Source organism: Stenotrophomonas sp. AS1 (assembly GCF_048957655.1).
GTDB classification, from domain to species: domain Bacteria; phylum Pseudomonadota; class Gammaproteobacteria; order Xanthomonadales; family Xanthomonadaceae; genus Stenotrophomonas; species Stenotrophomonas bentonitica_A.
The window spans coordinates 39,994-56,556 of record NZ_JARVXM010000010.1 but is presented as its reverse complement, the minus strand read 5'-3'; the positions used below and the strand labels follow the sequence as shown (position 1 = coordinate 56,556).

At 66.6% G+C, this 16,563-nt stretch carries 18 protein-coding genes and 1 pseudogene; 13 read left to right on the top strand and 6 right to left on the bottom strand.

Features of this window, described 5'->3' with window-relative positions; all coding sequences use genetic code 11:
- Positions 1–115: 115 nt before the first annotated feature.
- The 3 genes from obgE to rplU form a co-directional block, all read right to left on the bottom strand.
- Complete coding sequence (gene obgE, locus PV764_RS19210; RefSeq protein WP_046272194.1) at positions 116–1,168, bottom strand: GTPase ObgE; 1,053 nt, start codon at positions 1,166–1,168, stop codon at positions 116–118.
- Between the two features lie 194 nt (positions 1,169–1,362).
- Entirely contained in the window at positions 1,363–1,623 is a 261-nt protein-coding gene (rpmA, locus tag PV764_RS19205) for a 50S ribosomal protein L27 (RefSeq protein WP_019184517.1), read from the bottom strand.
- A 15-nt stretch (positions 1,624–1,638) separates the two neighbouring features.
- Positions 1,639–1,956 (bottom strand): 50S ribosomal protein L21, encoded by a 318-nt coding sequence (gene rplU, locus PV764_RS19200; protein WP_019184518.1) that lies wholly within the window; start codon positions 1,954–1,956, stop codon positions 1,639–1,641.
- 295 nt (positions 1,957–2,251) lie between these two features.
- On the opposite strand from rplU, the gene uvrA reads away from it, so the two are divergent.
- The 4 genes and pseudogenes from uvrA to PV764_RS19180 all read left to right on the top strand — a co-directional run.
- Positions 2,252–5,257 (top strand): excinuclease ABC subunit UvrA, encoded by a 3,006-nt coding sequence (uvrA, locus tag PV764_RS19195; RefSeq protein WP_019184519.1) that lies wholly within the window; start codon positions 2,252–2,254, stop codon positions 5,255–5,257.
- On the top strand, positions 5,257–5,664 hold the full coding sequence (locus PV764_RS19190; protein ID WP_019184520.1) for an acyl-CoA thioesterase: 408 nt from the start codon (positions 5,257–5,259) through the stop codon (positions 5,662–5,664). The genes uvrA and PV764_RS19190 overlap by 1 nt, the downstream gene beginning before the upstream one ends.
- Positions 5,665–5,733: 69 nt before the next feature.
- Positions 5,734–6,459, top strand: a complete 726-nt coding sequence (locus tag PV764_RS19185; protein ID WP_019186285.1) for a hypothetical protein — start codon at positions 5,734–5,736, stop codon at positions 6,457–6,459.
- A 9-nt stretch (positions 6,460–6,468) separates the two neighbouring features.
- Positions 6,469–6,615: pseudogene (locus PV764_RS19180) on the top strand (acyl-CoA thioesterase); the annotation flags it as partial.
- A gap of 173 nt (positions 6,616–6,788) precedes the next feature.
- Here the strand turns inward: PV764_RS19180 and PV764_RS19175 are convergent.
- Positions 6,789–7,238 carry a copper chaperone PCu(A)C gene (locus tag PV764_RS19175; RefSeq protein WP_421117404.1) on the bottom strand — a complete coding sequence of 150 codons (450 nt, stop codon included), beginning with the start codon at positions 7,236–7,238 and terminating at the stop codon, positions 6,789–6,791.
- A gap of 34 nt (positions 7,239–7,272) precedes the next feature.
- On the opposite strand from PV764_RS19175, the gene PV764_RS19170 reads away from it, so the two are divergent.
- The 4 genes from PV764_RS19170 (at position 7,273) to PV764_RS19155 (ending at position 10,957) form a co-directional block, all read left to right on the top strand.
- Positions 7,273–8,052, top strand: a complete 780-nt coding sequence (locus tag PV764_RS19170) for an enoyl-CoA hydratase/isomerase family protein (protein ID WP_421117305.1) — start codon at positions 7,273–7,275, stop codon at positions 8,050–8,052.
- A 147-nt stretch (positions 8,053–8,199) separates the two neighbouring features.
- On the top strand, positions 8,200–9,108 hold the full coding sequence (tesB, locus tag PV764_RS19165; RefSeq protein WP_421117304.1) for an acyl-CoA thioesterase II: 909 nt from the start codon (positions 8,200–8,202) through the stop codon (positions 9,106–9,108).
- A gap of 1 nt (position 9,109) precedes the next feature.
- A complete protein-coding gene (locus PV764_RS19160; protein ID WP_070473420.1) occupies positions 9,110–9,619 on the top strand; it encodes a putative signal transducing protein in 510 nt (169 codons plus the stop codon).
- Positions 9,620–9,748: 129 nt separating this feature from the next.
- On the top strand, positions 9,749–10,957 hold the full coding sequence (locus tag PV764_RS19155; protein ID WP_421117303.1) for an RNA polymerase sigma factor: 1,209 nt from the start codon (positions 9,749–9,751) through the stop codon (positions 10,955–10,957).
- A 57-nt stretch (positions 10,958–11,014) separates the two neighbouring features.
- Here PV764_RS19155 and PV764_RS19150 read toward each other — a convergent pair whose 3' ends face one another.
- Positions 11,015–11,620, bottom strand: a complete 606-nt coding sequence (locus PV764_RS19150) for an EF-hand domain-containing protein (RefSeq protein WP_070426856.1) — start codon at positions 11,618–11,620, stop codon at positions 11,015–11,017.
- Between the two features lie 154 nt (positions 11,621–11,774).
- Between PV764_RS19150 and PV764_RS19145 the strand changes: the two genes are divergently transcribed.
- Together PV764_RS19145 and PV764_RS19140 are read left to right on the top strand one after the other, a co-directional pair.
- Positions 11,775–12,530 (top strand): arginyltransferase, encoded by a 756-nt coding sequence (locus PV764_RS19145; protein ID WP_421117302.1) that lies wholly within the window; start codon positions 11,775–11,777, stop codon positions 12,528–12,530.
- Positions 12,508–13,773 (top strand): endonuclease/exonuclease/phosphatase family protein, encoded by a 1,266-nt coding sequence (locus PV764_RS19140; RefSeq protein WP_421117301.1) that lies wholly within the window; start codon positions 12,508–12,510, stop codon positions 13,771–13,773. The genes PV764_RS19145 and PV764_RS19140 overlap by 23 nt, the downstream gene beginning before the upstream one ends.
- Before the next feature lie 148 nt (positions 13,774–13,921).
- Here the strand turns inward: PV764_RS19140 and purT are convergent, their stop codons facing one another.
- The gene (gene purT, locus PV764_RS19135; RefSeq protein ID WP_421117300.1) at positions 13,922–15,109 is read right to left on the bottom strand and encodes a formate-dependent phosphoribosylglycinamide formyltransferase; all 1,188 of its coding nucleotides are present in this window, start codon (positions 15,107–15,109) and stop codon (positions 13,922–13,924) included.
- A gap of 131 nt (positions 15,110–15,240) precedes the next feature.
- Here purT and PV764_RS19130 point away from each other — a divergent pair, with 131 nt between their 5' ends.
- The 3 genes from PV764_RS19130 (at position 15,241) to PV764_RS19120 (ending at position 16,562) form a co-directional block, all read left to right on the top strand.
- Positions 15,241–16,110: an SPFH domain-containing protein gene (locus tag PV764_RS19130; protein ID WP_046272203.1), complete on the top strand. Its 870-nt coding sequence runs from the start codon at positions 15,241–15,243 to the stop codon at positions 16,108–16,110.
- A gap of 87 nt (positions 16,111–16,197) precedes the next feature.
- Positions 16,198–16,377, top strand: coding sequence for a hypothetical protein (locus PV764_RS19125; RefSeq protein WP_019184531.1), 180 nt, complete (start codon positions 16,198–16,200; stop codon positions 16,375–16,377).
- Positions 16,374–16,562, top strand: coding sequence for a DUF4177 domain-containing protein (locus PV764_RS19120; RefSeq protein ID WP_019184532.1), 189 nt, complete (start codon positions 16,374–16,376; stop codon positions 16,560–16,562). Before PV764_RS19125 ends, PV764_RS19120 begins: the two co-directional genes overlap by 4 nt.
- Position 16,563 lies beyond the last annotated feature (1 nt).

Below are 16,563 nucleotides of genomic sequence, written 5' to 3'. Positions count from 1 at the left end.
CCCGGCCGGGTTTTTTGTTGCCTGCGATCCGCGACGTCCAGCGCGGCTGGCGGCGACGGCGGCACCACAGAAAAACCCGGCCGGAGCCGGGTTTCTCAGGGGCGCGCGGGTGCGCTCAGTACGCATCGCGCGCTTGCGCCTCGTCTTCCTTCTGGCGATCGAAGAAGGCCATGATGTTGTTCATGATCGGCCAGGTGCCTTCACGGCCCAGCGCCGAGACCAGGTACCACGGCTGGGTCCAGCCCAGCTCGGCGATGATCTTCTCGGCGGCAGCCTTGGCCTCGTCCTCGAACATCAGGTCGGCCTTGTTCAGCACCAGCCAGCGCGGCTTGTTCAGCAGCTCCGGGTCGTGCTTTTCCAGCTCGCGCTCGATCGCCCGGACCTGCTCGATCGGCGAGACACCTTCCACGCCACCTTCCATCGGGGAGATGTCCACGAGGTGCAGCAGCAGGCGGGTGCGCTGCAGGTGGCGCAGGAACTGCGCGCCCAGGCCGGCACCATCGGCCGCGCCTTCGATCAGGCCGGGAATATCGGCGATCACGAAGCTGCGGTAGTTCTCCACGCGCACGACGCCCAGATTGGGGTACAGCGTGGTGAACGGGTAATCCGCAACCTTCGGCGTCGCAGCGGACACGGCGCGGATCAGCGTGCTCTTGCCGGCGTTCGGGAAGCCCAGCAGGCCCACGTCGGCCAGCAGCTTCAGTTCGAGCTTGAGCAGGCGCTCTTCACCCTCTTCGCCCGGCAGCGCCTGGCGCGGCGAGCGGTTGGTGGAGCTCTTGAAATGCATGTTGCCCAGGCCGCCGCGGCCGCCCTTGGCGACCAGCAGGCGGTCACCATGGCCGGTCAGGTCGCCGATCACTTCATCGGTGCTGACGTTCATGATCACGGTGCCGACCGGCACGGTGATGACCAGGTCTTCGCCGCCCTTGCCGTAGGCCTGGCGGCCCATGCCGTTCTCGCCGCGCTGCGCCTTGAAGATGCGGTCATGGCGGAAGTCGACCAGGGTGTTGAGGTTCTCGTCGGCGCGGATCCACACGCTGCCGCCATTACCGCCGTCGCCACCGTCCGGCCCGCCCAGCGGAATGAACTTCTCGCGACGGAAACCGATGCAGCCGTTGCCGCCATTGCCGGCGATCACCTGGATTTCTGCTTCGTCTACAAGTTTCATGATTCTGGATGCCAATCTGGAGGCGGCGGGCGCGAGGTGCACCCCACCGCAGAGTCTAACGGCCCCGGTACGATCCAGGGCCGGCGGCGGGAAATGTCCCGCCCGATATTCGATACCAACGAAAAACCCCGCCGAAGCGGGGCTTTCGTCAGCGACCCCACGCCGTGGCGTGGGCGCCTGCGTACCGCTGAAGATCAGGCTTCGGCGACGACGCTGACGGTACGACGCTTCTTCGGGCCCTTGACCGAGAACTCCACCTTGCCGTCGACGAGCGCGAACAGGGTGTGGTCACGGCCGAGGCCAACGCCGGTACCCGGGTGGAACTGGGTGCCGCGCTGACGCACGATGATGTTGCCGGCGTCGATGGCCTGGCCACCGAAGATCTTGACGCCGAGGTATTTCGGGTTGGAGTCGCGACCGTTGCGCGATGAGCCTACGCCCTTCTTATGTGCCATGACTGCTTCTCCTTATTACTTGCTGCCACCGGCAATGCCGGTGATCTCGATTTCGGTGTAGTACTGACGGTGACCCTGGCGCTTCATGTGGTGCTTACGGCGACGGAACTTGATGATCCGGACCTTGTCGGCACGACCCTGGGACACGACCTTGGCGGTGACCGAAGCGCCGCTCAGCGCGTCGCCCAGCTTGATGCCATCGCTGTCGCCCAGCATCAGGATGTTGTCGAACTTGATCTCGTTGCCGACTTCGACTTCGAGCTTTTCAACGCGGAGCGTTTCGCCCTGCGCCACGCGGTATTGCTTACCGCCGGTTACCAGTACTGCGTACATGACCAGACTTCCTCTGTAGTTATTGTGGTCTATGGACTGCCGCCATCGAGGGCGGACAGAAGCGGAATTTTAATGACTTCAACCACTTCGGGTCAACCCACCCCCTGCTCTGACCCGGATTTGGCTGAATACGGTTCAGGAAACCGGCTGGCGGGGTCTCAGGGAATGAGACATGGGGGTGGCAAAGTCCGCGATTGCCCCCAAATCCCAAGCTCGGTAGGCTGACCGATTGCCGTTTCCGATTGCCCCACCCGCTTGCCGGCTCCCTGAGCCGAAGCCCCACAACGGATCCCCCATGGCGATGGATTTCATCCGCATCCGCGGCGCGCGGACGCACAATCTCAAGAACATCGATCTCGACCTGCCCCGCGACAAGCTCATTGTCATCACCGGCCTGTCCGGCTCGGGCAAGTCCTCGTTGGCGTTCGACACCATTTACGCCGAAGGCCAGCGCCGTTACGTGGAGTCGCTGTCGGCCTATGCCCGCCAGTTCCTCAGCGTGATGGAAAAGCCGGACCTGGACCACATCGAGGGCCTGTCCCCGGCGATCTCGATCGAGCAGAAGTCGACCTCGCACAACCCGCGCTCGACCGTCGGCACGATCACCGAGATCTACGACTACCTGCGCCTGCTGTACGCCCGCGTCGGCAGCCCGCGCTGCCCGGACCACGGCTACCCGCTGGAGGCGCAGACGGTCAGCCAGATGGTCGACCACGTGCTCACCCTGGACGCCGAGCAGCGCTACATGCTGCTGGCCCCGGTGATCCGCGAGCGCAAGGGCGAGCACGCCCAGGTCTTCGACCAGCTGCGCGCGCAGGGCTATGTGCGCGTACGCGTGGACGGCCAGCTGCATGAAATCGATGCGGTGCCGCCGCTGGCGCTGCGCCAGAAGCACACCATCGAAGCGGTGATCGACCGCTTCCGCCCGCGCGAGGACATCAAGCAGCGCCTGGCCGAGAGCTTTGAAACCGCGCTGAAGCTGGGCGACGGCATGGTCTCGGTGCAGTCGCTGGATGTGGAGGATGCGCCTGCGCATCTGTTCTCGTCCAAGTACAGCTGCCCGGTCTGCGATTACTCGCTGCCGGAGCTGGAACCGCGCCTGTTCTCGTTCAACTCGCCGGTTGGCGCCTGCCCGGGCTGCGATGGCTTGGGCATGGCCGAATTCTTCGATCCCTCGCGCGTGGTGGTGCACCCGGAGCTGTCGCTCTCGGCCGGTGCCGTGCGCGGCTGGGACCGCCGCAATGCGTACTACTTCCAGCTGATCGCCTCGCTGGCCAAGCACTACAAGTTCGACACCGACGCCCCCTGGCAGAGCCTGCCCGAGGATGTGCGCCAGGCCGTGCTGTACGGCAGCGGCGATGAAACCATCACCTTCACCTACTTCACCGAAGCCGGCGGCCGCACCCAGCGCAAGCATCGCTTCGAGGGCATCATTCCCAACCTCGAGCGCCGCTACAAAGAAACCGAATCGGCCGCGGTGCGCGAAGAGCTGGCCAAGTACATCAGCGAACGCAACTGCCCCGAGTGCAACGGCCAGCGCCTGAACAAGGCTGCGCGCAACGTGTTCGTGGCCGACCGTGCACTGCCCGAACTGGTGGTGATGCCGATCGACGACGCGCTGAAGTTCTTCAGCGGCATGACCCTGCCCGGCTGGCGCGGCGAGATCGCCGGCAAGATCGTCAAGGAGATCGGTGAACGCCTCGGCTTCCTGGTCGATGTCGGGCTGGATTACCTCACCCTGGAGCGCAAGGCCGACACCCTGTCCGGTGGCGAAGCCCAGCGCATCCGGCTGGCCTCGCAGATCGGTGCCGGCCTGGTCGGCGTCATGTACGTGCTGGATGAGCCGTCCATCGGCCTGCACCAGCGCGACAACGAACGCCTGCTCGGCACCCTCACCCGCCTGCGCGACCTGGGCAATACGGTGATCGTGGTCGAGCATGACGAAGACGCGATCCGCCTGGCCGACTACGTGCTGGATATCGGTCCGGGCGCGGGCGTGCATGGCGGCGAGATCGTCGGCCAGGGCACCCTGCAGGACATCCTGGATGCGCCGCGTTCGCTGACCGGCCAGTACCTGTCGGGCAAGCGCGCCATCGAGATCCCGGCGCGCCGGCACAAGCCCAACCCGAAGATGACGCTGCACCTGCGCGGCGCCAGCGGCAACAACCTCAAGGGCGTGGACCTGGATATTCCGTCGGGCCTGCTGACCTGCATCACCGGCGTGTCCGGCTCGGGCAAGTCGACCCTGATCAACGACACCCTGTTCTCGCTGGCCGCCAACGAGATCAACGGCTCATCGCACCCGATCGCCCCCTACAAGGAAGTGGACGGGCTGGATCTGTTCGACAAGGTGGTGGACATCGACCAGTCGCCGATCGGCCGCACCCCGCGCTCGAACCCGGCCACCTATACCGGTCTGTTCACGCCGCTGCGCGAGCTGTACGCGCAGGTGCCCGAAGCACGTGCACGTGGCTATTCGCCGGGCCGTTTCAGCTTCAACGTGCGCGGCGGCCGCTGCGAAGCGTGCCAGGGCGATGGCCTGATCAAGGTGGAAATGCACTTCCTGCCGGACGTGTACGTGCCCTGCGATGTCTGCCATGGCAAGCGCTACAACCGCGAAACGCTGGAGATCCTCTACAAGGGCTACAACATCAACGACGTGCTGCAGATGACCGTCGAAGATGCGCTGAAGCTGTTCGAGCCGGTGCCGAGCATTGCGCGCAAGCTGGAAACGCTGGTCGACGTGGGCCTGAGCTACATCAAGCTGGGCCAGAGCGCGACGACGTTGTCCGGTGGTGAAGCGCAGCGTGTGAAGCTCTCCAAGGAACTGTCGCGCCGCGATACCGGCCGCACGCTGTACATCCTGGATGAGCCGACCACCGGCCTGCACTTCCACGATATCGAGGCGCTGCTCGGCGTGCTGCACAAGCTGCGCGACGAAGGCAACACGGTGGTGGTGATCGAGCACAACCTGGACGTGATCAAGACCGCCGACTGGATCGTCGATCTGGGTCCGGAAGGCGGCCATCGCGGTGGCACCATCCTGGTCACAGGTACGCCGGAAGACGTGGCGGCCTGCCCGACCTCGTACACCGGCCAGTTCCTTGCCAAGATGCTGCCTTCCACCAGCGCGCGCCCGGAACAGCCGGCGGCCGTGGCCAACAAGCCCGACGCCCGCCCGCCGCGCAAGGCCAAGCCGGAAAAGCCGGCCAAGGTGGCCAAGAAGGCGGTTGCCGCCACGCGTGCGGCAACCCCCAGCAAAACCAGCCCTGCCAAGACCACGAAGGCGAAGAAGAAGTAATGAGCAGCGAACACAAGATCCTCGCCCGCGTACCGATCAGCGTCCGCTGGCGCGACATGGATAGCATGGGCCACGTCAACAACGCCAAGTACATCTCCTACCTGGAAGAAGCGCGTGTGCGCTGGATGCTGGGGGTGGAGGGCGTTTCGATGACCGACCGCATCGCACCGGTAGTGGCGGCGACCAACGTCAACTACCGCCTGCCGATCGTGTGGCCCAACGACATCGTGGTGGAGCTGTTCGTCGAGCGCCTCGGCAACAGCAGCGTGACCATCGGCCACCGCATCGTGGACGAGAAGAACGACAGCACGCTGTATTCGGACGGCAACGTGGTGGTGGTCTGGATGGACACGCAGACCGGCAAGAGCGCGCCGTTGCCCGAGGCGATCCGTACGGCATCGAGCTGACGAGCCTGGCAGCACTTGGTAGAGTCGAGGCTGCTCGACTCTGCCACCGAGAACCTTCAAAGGACTGAGATGATCCACCAGACCGAACTGCGCGACCTGCTGCCCGGCATGGTCCCCTTCCCCAACGACGTCTTCCCTGCCGACCAGGCTTGGCTCAGCCAGCACCTGTTGCCGCTGCTGAAGATCGACCTTGGCGTGCTGCGCCCGGAACTGGCTGGCCAGGTGGCAACCATGCTGTGCCCGATCGAGCCGTATGAGGGCTGCATCGGTGACAACACCGAAGATCAGCATAATGATTTCACCGGCAGCAACTGGATCGCCTTCGAGCTGACTGCGGATGACCGCATGCGCTTTCTCGGCAACGAGGGATACTTTCAGGGAGATGCGGTAGAAGACGAAGGTGGGCGCACGCACGTCGCCGAAATGCGTGACAGCCATGCCAAAGCCAAAGCGTACTTCCAGCAGCACAGCAAACTGGCCAGCTACTCACGTTACGGCGATGGCGAGCCCAGGGAACATGCATTCCTTGATACGTTGGGCGGGCCGATTTCATGGGGAAACTGGACAGAGACGGCAGAAATCCCGCCAGCTTTCGAGATTTCGATTCTTCCAGTCATGCACGAACGCGACCGTACTGCGGATATGGAAGACGTAACCGTTACCCGCGACGGCCACAAATTCTTCGCCGTGGCCGAGGTGGCCGGCTACAATTGGTGCGCGGCAGGCGCCGATGCGATCGTGATGTTGTACGAACCGGTAAGCCGAACGGTGCTGTTCTCCTTCGACTGGTCTTAGAGCTACCTTAGCAGCGTGACCATCGGCCACCGCATCGTGGACGAGAAGAACGACAGCACGCTGTATTCGGACGGCAACGTGGTGGTGGTCTGGATGGACACGCAGACCGGCAAGAGCGCGCCGTTGCCCGAGGCGATCCGTACCGCGTCGAGCTGATGGGTTCCGCCGCGTCAAGCTGACAGGTTTCGCCGCGCCGAACTGAAAGGTAGTGCCGGCCGCTGGCCGGCAGGTTCGTGATCCTGATGGACTGCATGGTTGCCGGCCAGCGGCCGGCACTACCGTGATTGCCGGCCATCGGCTGGCATTACCGTTCTACGCCCCATGAAGGTTTACGGTACCGCGCTGCGCACCTGCAACGTTCCATCCACCTTGCGCCCGTCTTCCAGGCTCAGCCGCAACGGCAGCTGCGCCCCCGCTTTCAGCGCCACCTCCGGCTGCATCAACATCAGGTGCAGGCCACCGGGTTTCAGCTCGACCGTCGCGCCCGCCGCGATGGGCAGGCGCTCCACCGCGCGCATGCGGCTGACCCCGTCCACCAGCGTGGTTTCGTGCAGCGACACATCGCCGAACGCCTTGCTGCCGGCAGCGACCACCACCACCGGGGCGCGACAGTCATTGCGGATCTGGCCGTAGCCGGCCGCCATCGGCATCGCGCCGGGAGGCAGGCGAAGCCAACCATCGCGCAGCGACACGCAGGCGGGCTCCGCCGCCATGGCCACCGCCGATGCTGCGAACGCACACACCCCCAACAATACGCACACGAATGGTTTGGTTATCATCGGCTTCGTTCCCTGTCCGCAACGAGACTGCAGCATGACGACGCTCATCGAGGTGATCAACCATGGCCCCATCCGCGAACTGCGGCTGGCGCGTCCCCCGGTCAATGCGTTGGACACCGAGCTGTGCCGGCACCTGATCCAGGCGATCAACCAGGCCATGGCCGATGACGTGCACGGCATCGTGCTCTCGGGCAGCGAGCGCATCTTCAGCGCTGGCATGGACGTGCCGCACCTGCTCAGCCACGGCGAGGACAAGCACAAGCTGCTGGACAGCTGGCAGGCCTTCTTCGGCGCAGTGCGCACGCTGGCCGAATGCCGCGTACCGGTAGTGGCCGCCCTGACCGGGCACGCCCCGGCCGGTGGCTGCGTGCTCGCCCTGTGCTGCGACTACCGGATCATCGCGCGCAGCCTCGATGCCGCCCATCCCACCGTGATCGGCCTGAACGAGGTCCAGGTCGGGCTGGTTGCGCCGGAAGGGATCCAGCGCCTGATGCGCCGCGTCGTCGGGCATCACCGGGCCACCACCCTGCTGGTCGGCGGCGAGATGGTGCCGGCCGAGCGTGCGCTGGAGATCGGGCTGGTCGATGAGGTGGTCGATGCCGACCTGGTCGTGGCCCGCGCCGTGGCCTGGCTGCAGGCCCTGCTCAAGCTGCCGCGGCAGCCGATGCTGCTGACCCGCACCATCGCCCGCGCCGACCTGCACGAGGCCCTGCACGCCGATCTGATCCAGCTCGACCGCTTCGTCGAGGCCTGGTACGCCCCGGACGCCCAGCAGGCGCTGCAGGGGCTGGTGGCCAGGCTGGGCAAGGGATGACCCACCACGGCTGACGCACCCGCGCACACCGGTAGTGCCGGCCGCTGGCCGGCAACCAGGCAATGAATGATCGAAGTGGCGCGTGGTTGCCGGCCATGGGCCGGCACTACCCTATAATTTGCGTTCGCCCACCCCAGGTTGCTTCCCTTGTCCGCCACGCACGAACCCGTCGTTTCCGAGCTGATCGACCTGCTCTCGCTCGAACGCCTGGAAGACAATCTGTTCCGCGGCCAGAGCCGCGATATCGGCACCAAGTACGTCTTTGGCGGCCAGGTGCTGGGCCAGGCGCTGTCGGCCGCCCAGAAGACCGTCGAGAACGGCCGCCACGTGCATTCGCTGCACGCCTACTTTCTGCGCGCGGGCAACATCGACCATCCCATCGTCTATGACGTGGACCGCACCCGCGATGGCGGCAGCTTCTCCGTGCGCCGGGTCACCGCGATCCAGCACGGCAAGGTGATCTTCTTCTGCGCGGCCTCGTTCCAGCAGGCCGAGACCGGCGCCGAGCACCAGCACAAGATGCCGGAAGTGCCGCAGCCCGAAGACATCGAGCCGAACCAGCCGCTGCCGCAGGCGGTCCTGGATCGCCTGCCGATCAAGGTGCAGCGCTGGCTCTCGCGGGGCGGCCCGTTCGAGTTCCGCCACGTGTACCCGCGCGATGAACTCAATCCGCCCAAGCGTCCGCCGTACCACCAGGTGTGGCTGCGCCTGAACGAGACCGTTGGCGATGCCCCTGAGCTGCACCAGGCGCTGCTCGCCTACGCCTCGGATTTCCATCTGCTGGGCACCGCGACCTTCCCGCACGGCATCAGCTACTACCAGCCGCACGTGCAGATGGCCTCGCTGGACCACGCGATCTGGTTCCACCGCCCGTTCCGCGCCGACGATTGGCTGCTGTACTCGCTCGACAGCCCCAGCGCGCAGGATTCGCGCGGACTGGCGCGTGGCCAGTTCTTCACCCGCAACGGCATCCTGGTCGCCAGCACCGCGCAGGAAGGCCTGATCCGGGTGGTCGAGGACAGTGTCGCGGCGGCCGCCGTACCGGCCAAGGACTGACATGAGACAGATCTTCAACAGCCAGCGCGTGGAAACCGTCGAAGGCGTGGCCCAGCTGCTGCGCGACGCCGGCATCGAAGTGCGCATCACCAACGGACGCTCGTACCACAGCAAGCGCGGCAGCCAGTTCAGCTATCTGGACAAGGAAAAGGCCACGACCCATCCGACCCTGTGGGTGGTGCATGCCGACGACCAGCCGCGCGCCCGCGAGATCCTGCGTGATGCGCGCCTGCTGGAAACCACCCGCCGCGACCACCCGACCGCGCAGTTCGCGTTCCGCGACGAGGTCGCCCAGGCCGACGCCCCGCGCAACTGGGCCTGGCGCATCCGCATCGGCCTGCTGCTGGTGATCGCTGCCGTGGCGATGGTGGTGGTCATGCGCCACCGCGGCGCGCCGGTGGTGGCGCCCGCCCCGGCACCGGTGACCCAGCCGGCCTCGACGCCGACCGCACCGGCGGCCACCCCACCGGAAGAAGAGGAAGTGCGGGTCCGGATCCAGCCCACCGAATAACGTAGTGCCGGCCGCTGGCCGGCTCCTCGTGCGGTTGGAAGCCTGCAGAGCCGGCCAGCGGCCGGCACGACCCGGTCACATCCGGGCCCGGCACGCGTCATGATGGGACCATCCCCGGGGGAGGACACCATGACGCCGCATCCGCTGACCACCACGCTCGAACGCGAGCTGCCCGCCGCCGCCGGTGGCTGCCAGCAGTCCTACGGCCGCATCGTGCTGGCCTGCCAGAACACGGTCACCGCGATCGCGCTGGCGATCACCCGCGACGTGCACGCCAGTGAGGACATCGCGCAGGAGGCCTTCATCAAGGCCTGGCAGCAGCTCAACCAGCTGCACAGCCATGCCAGCTTCCTGCCGTGGCTGCGCCAGATCACCCGCAACCTGGCCCGCGACTGGCTGCGCGCCAACCGCGGCCGTCCGCTCTCCGGCGAAGCCGCCGAAATCGCCATCAACATGGCCGCCGACCCCAGCCCGAGCGCCCCGGAGCACCTGGAGCGGGTGGAAGAGGAACTGGCGGCCGAAGAGATCATCTCGGCGCTGCCCGAAGACAGCCGCGAGACCCTGCTGCTGTATTACCGCGAAGGCCAGAGCTCGCAGCAGGTCGCCGATCTGCTCGGCCTCAGCGATGCCGCCGTGCGCAAGCGCCTCTCGCGCGCTCGCGCCACCGTTCGCGACGAGATGATGCGCCGCTTCAGCGAGTTCGCGCGCAGCAGCGCGCCGAGTGCCGCGTTCGCCACAACGGTGGTCTCGATGGTGCTGGTCGCCGCGCCCGGTACGGCCAGTGCCGCGATCCTGCTCGGTACCGGGCTGGGTACCAGCAAGCTCGGGCTGGGCGGTGCCAGCGTTTCCGGCGGTGCCGCCCTGGGTTCACTGAGTGCGGCGGCCAGCCAGAGCCACGTGCTGCCGCCGGATTTCGCCTGGGGCGCGATCGCCGGCAGCGTGGTCGGGGGCGTACTGGGCAGCTACCTGGGGGGCCGTTACCTGCTCTCCTACGCCGAGAACGAGAGTGAGCGAGCCGCCATCCGCGGGTTCGTGCACTACAGCACGTTCACTGCCATGCTGACGTGCGTCGCCGTCTTCGCCCTGAGCTTCCTGCCGCTGGCCTGGTACTGGCCCGTGGTGGCGTTGGCGATCGGGCTTGGCCTGATCAACTATCAGTGTCTCGTTCCGCTGCAGCGGATCATGGCCCCGATGATCGCGCGCGATGCGGCGCGCCATGGACGCACCGGCCCGAACTGGAAATACGAGTCGCTGTATGGCCGCAAAGCGCTGTGGGTGATGAACCTGTTCGTGGTCGGCACCATCGTCTGGGCGATGTACAGGAACGGCCGCATCTGAAACAGAAAAGCGCCGGTCGATGACCGGCGCTTTCGTCCTGCCGCTTCAGCGGGATGCTTACTTCGCCGCCGGTGCCTTCGGCGCCATCGGCGGCTTGCCGTCGCGGTGCTTGCCATCGCGATGATCGCCACGCGGGCCAGCGAACGGGCCCTTGGCTGCATCGAACTCGGCCTTGCTCAGCTGGCCGTCCTTGTTGGTGTCGGCCGCGGCGAACCAGGCGTCACGATGCTGCTTCATGCGCAGCTCGCGGTCGGCCTTGTCCAGGTAGCCATCCTTGTTGACGTCCATCTCATCGAAGCGCGCGGCCAGGCGCGGATCGGCCTTGGCTTCCTCACGGCTGATGCGGCCATCCTTGTTGGTGTCCAGCTTGGCCATCCAGTCGCCATGGCCACCCGGGCCACGCCCGTGGCGCTTGCCGTGCCCGCGCGGCAGTTCCTCGCGGGAGAGCTTGCCGTCCTTGTTGGTGTCCAGGGTGTCGAACTGCGCGGCCAGGCGCGGGGCCTTCGCCGCTTCGGCGCGGTCGATGAAGCCATCGCCATTGGTATCCAGCTTGGCGCGGGCAGGCTTGTCGCCGGCGACGGGGGTATCGGCGGCGACCGCCAGGCCGGCAGCACCGGTGGACAGCAGCAGGGCCAGCAGCAGGAGGGATTTGCGGTTGCGCATGGGTAACTCCGGTTCGTAAGGGATTCTGCGTGTGGTGCATGGCACCCACACCGGTAACAACGCGTGGGCGCCAGCAGCGTTGACAGCCCGGCCGGCCACGTTCATTTGGCAGACAGTCGCGCCGGCTGCGACGGCACGGGGCTATGCTGTGGGCATGGCAATACACGGCGACCGCGACGACGAGCTGCGACTGTTCCAGACCGGCGACCACCCCTGTGGCTACTGGCCGGAACGGGCCGCACGCGATCTGGTGCTCGATCCCAACGATCCGCGGCTGGGCACGCTGTACCCGATGGCGCTGGGCTGGGGCTTCCGCCGCTCCGGCGATCTGGTCTACCGCCCGCACTGCGCCGACTGCCACGCCTGCGTGGCCGTGCGCATCCCCGTGGCCCGCTTCGCGCCGGACCGCAGCCAGCGCCGCTGCCTGGCCCGCGATGCGGACCTGGAAGTGCGCATCGTCGCGGCCGAGCAGACCGACGAGCAGTTCGCGCTGTACCACCGCTACCTCACCCACCGCCACGCGCAGGGCGGCATGGACGAGCACGGCCCGCACGAGTTCGACCAGTTCCTGATCGGGCGCTGGTCGCAGGGCCGCTTCATCGAGATCCGCGGCCCGGCCGCGGACGGCCACCGCGGCCCCCTGCTCGCGGTCGCCGTGACCGATGTGACCCCGCAGGGGCTCTCGGCGGTCTATACCTTCTTCGACCCTGACCAGGCCCATCGCGGCCTGGGCACCTTCGCGATCCTGCAGCAGATCGCCTGGGCCCAGCGCGAGCAGCTGCCGCACCTGTACCTGGGTTACTGGATCCGCGACCACCGGAAAATGGACTACAAGCGACGGTTCCGCCCGCTGGAGGCCTACGATGGGCGCCGCTGGCACGCCTTCGATGACGAACGGGACGGCCGCTGACGCAACACTGACACCGTGCCGGGTGCAAAATAGGCGGATGAAAGCCCATCCCCTGATCCTTGCCCTGGCCCTGCTCTGCGGCGCCTGCGCACAGACCCCTGCCAAGACCGCCGCCATGCCGGAGACTGCTTCCGCACCGCTGCGGATCGCCACCTACAACACCTCCCTGTACAGCGACGAGACCGGCGGCCTGATCGCCGAGCTCGAAGGCGACAGCGAACACGCGCGCAAGATCGCCGCCGTCCTGCAGCAGGTCCGTCCGGATCTGGTGCTGCTCAACGAGTTCGACTACGACGATGCCCACCGCGCCGCCGACCTGTTCCAGCAGCGCTACCTGGAAACCGCCCAGCCCGGCGGCGGCGAGCCGCTGCACTACGCTTACCGCTACCTCGCCCCGGTCAACACCGGCGTGCAGAGCGGCCTGGACCTGGACAACAACGGCGAGATCGGCGGCGAAGGCCGCGCCCGTGGCAACGATGCCTGGGGCTACGGCCTGCACCCGGGCCAGTACGGCATGCTGGTGCTGTCGCGCTACCCGATCGACGCGGCCAAGGTCCGCAGCTTCCAGCTGCTGAAGTGGAGCACCATGCCCGGCGCGCTGCGCCCGATCGATCCGCGCACCGGTAAATCCTTCTACAACGACCACGTCTGGTCGCAGCTGCGCCTGTCCTCCAAGTCGCATTGGGACGTGCCGGTGAACACCCCGAACGGCACCGTGCACGCCCTGGTCTCGCACCCCACCCCGCCGGTCTTCGACGGCCCGGAAAAGCGCAACGCCGCCCGCAACCACGACGAACTGCGCCTGTGGCACGACTACCTCAAGGACCGCGACACGTCCTGGCTGTGCGATGACCGTGGCCACTGTGGCGGCCTTCCGCAGGATGCGCGCTTCGTCATCCTCGGCGACCTCAACAACGACCCGATCGACGGCGACGGCCGCCACGAAGCCATCGTCGAACTGATCGAAAACCCGCGTGTCCTGCGCTACCCCACCCCGCGCAGCGTCGGCGCCGAACAGACCAGCCTGGCCTACGCCGAGAAAGGCATCGTCCGCAAGGGCGCCCCCTTCCATGCCACCGGTGACTTCGGCCCGAAATCCGGCACCATGCGCCTGGACTACGTGCTGCCCTCGGTCGGCTTCAGCTACCTCGGCAGCGGCGTGTTCTGGCCGTCCAATGACAGCCCGGAAGCAAAAATCGCCGACGGCAGCGACCACCACCTCGTGTGGGTCGACCTGAAGTAAGGCCCGCGTCGCTCTTAACAAAAAACGGCGAGCCAAGGCTCGCCGTTTTTCGTTTGCTCCGCTGTTCGAACCGCGCAACCGACCTTCCACGAGGAGGTGATCGGGCTGCCCGATCGCCTCACACCGGCAGCACCCAAGGCGCCCTGCCTCACGACCGCAACTCGATCCCGATCGCCTCGGCGGCCTCACGCGCGATCTTCCGCGCCTCATCGATGTCCGCCCCCCGCGCCAGTGTCACCCCGACCCGGCGATGCCCATGCACGCTCGGCTTGCCGAACAGACGCAGTGCCGAATCCGGATGCACCAGCGCCGCGGCCACGTTGCTGAAGAACGGTACGCCCTCGCCGTGTGCCAACAGCGCGCACGAGGCCGACGGACCGCTCTGGCGGATCACCGGAATCGGCAGCCCCAGGATCGCACGCGCATGCAGCGCGAACTCACTGAGCTCCTGCGAAGCCAACGTCACCAGACCGGTGTCATGCGGACGCGGCGACACCTCGCTGAACCACACCTCGTCGCCCTTCACGAACAACTCGACCCCGAACAGACCCCAGCCGCCCAGCTCATCGGTGATCGCCTGCGAGATCTCCTCGGCCCGTGCCAGCGCACGCGGCGACATCGGCTGCGGCTGCCAGCTCTCGCGGTAATCCCCGTCCTTCTGCCAATGGCCGATCGGGGCACAGAACGACGTGCCACCGGCATGGCGCACGGTCAGCAGCGTGATCTCGTACTCGAAGTCGATGAACCCTTCCACGATGCAGCGCCCGGCCCCGGCACGGCCGCCGGTCTGCGCGTACTCCCAGGCCGGGGCGATGTCCGCCTCGCTGCGCAGCGTGCTCTGGCCCTTGCCCGAGGAGGACATCACCGGCTTGACCACGCACGGTAGCCCGATCGCCGCCACGGCGGCACGGTAGTCGGTGTCGGTATCCACGAAGCGGTACGGCGAGGTCGGCAGGCCCAGCGTCTCGGCGGCCAGACGGCGGATGCCCTCGCGGTCCATGGTCAGGCGCGCGGCACGCGCGGTTGGCACGACCCGCAGGCCCTGCTCCTGTTCCAGTTGCACCAGTGTCTCGGTGTGGATCGCTTCGATCTCCGGCACCACCAGGTGCGGCTTCTCCTGGGCGATCAGCGCGCGCAGCGCCATCGCGTCGAGCATGTCGATCACGTGCGAGCGATGCGCCACCTGCATCGCCGGGGCATCGGCATAACGGTCGGCGGCGATCACTTCCACCCCCAGCCGCTGCAGTTCGATGGCGACCTCCTTGCCAAGTTCACCGGACCCCAGCAGCAGCACACGGGTGGCGGAAGGAGACAGCGGCGTACCGAGCGTGGACATGGCGGTGTTCCGGGCAACAGAGACGGGAGGGCATTCTAGCCGCTGCGGCCGCCCCATGGCCGGCTGGCCCGGCACTTGCGGACTGATATCAATTTGATATCTTCCTATCAACTACCCAAGGACGCCCCGCCATGAAAGAGAAGTCGATCCGCTCGCTGTCCGGCCTGCCCTTCCTGCTGCTGGTCCTGGCCCTGACCGGGCTGGCGGTCTGGCTGTTCGTGGCCGGCGTGGAGCGTGGCAACCGCAACCCGGCGCTGATCGTGGCAGGCCTGCTGCTGGCCACCACCGCCCTGGTCAGCCTGGTCGGGCTGTATACCGTGCAGCCCAACCAGGCGGTGGTGGTCAGCCTGTTCGGCAAGTACGTCGGCACCGTGAAGGAGAACGGCCTGCGCTGGAACAACCCGTTCTTCACCAAGGTCAAGGTGAGCCAGCGCGTGCGCAACTTCGAAAGCGGCAAGCTGAAGGTCAACGAGCTGGACGGCAGCCCGATCGAGATTGCCGCGGTGATCGTGTGGCAGGTGGTGGACGCCTCCGAGGCCGTCTACAACGTGGACGACTACGAAAGCTTCGTGCACATCCAGTCCGAATCGGCGCTGCGTGCGATGGCCACCAGCTACCCGTATGACCAGCACGAGGAGGGCCAGTTGTCGCTGCGCAGCCATGCCGCCGAGATCTCCCAGCACCTCAAGGACGAACTGGCCGAGCGCCTGGCCGATGCCGGGGTGCAGGTGATCGATGCGCGCATCAGCCACCTCGCCTACGCGCCGGAAATCGCCCAGGCCATGCTGCAGCGCCAGCAGGCCAACGCGGTCATCGCTGCACGCACGCGGATCGTGGCCGGTGCGGTCGGCATGGTTGAGATGGCCCTGGCCGAACTGCAGAAGAACGGCGTGGTGCAGCTCGATGAAGAGCGCAAGGCGCACATGGTGAGCAACCTGCTGACCGTGCTGTGTTCGGACCGTGGCACCCAGCCGGTGGTCAACGCCGGTTCGCTGTATTGATGCACCCACGTGCCGACCCAGGGTCGGCACTTACCAACGCAGCCCGGCGCCGAGGGGACGGCACGGGGTGTGGATAAAGGACCCCGCATGACCGAAAAGAAAGCGTACCCGCTGCGTATCAATGCCGACGTCCTGGCGGCGGCGCAGCGCTGGGCCGACGACGAGCTGCGCAGCCTCAACGCGCAGATCGAATACGTGTTGCGCGATGCGCTGCGCAAGGCCGGACGCCTTCCCAGACCCACCACCGACAGGGAGAGCAAGTCATGAGCAAGCGCTGGAACTACCTGACCATTGAAGTGAAGCCAAATCTGATGGGAATCGTCAACGCCGAGCAGATCCAGCAGGAACTGACCAAGCAGGGCCAACTGGGCTGGGAGCTGGTCAACGCGATCAGCCTGGTGTCGGCACCTCCGTTCACGACGACGGTGCTGCTCTTCAAGAAGGAGGCATGAG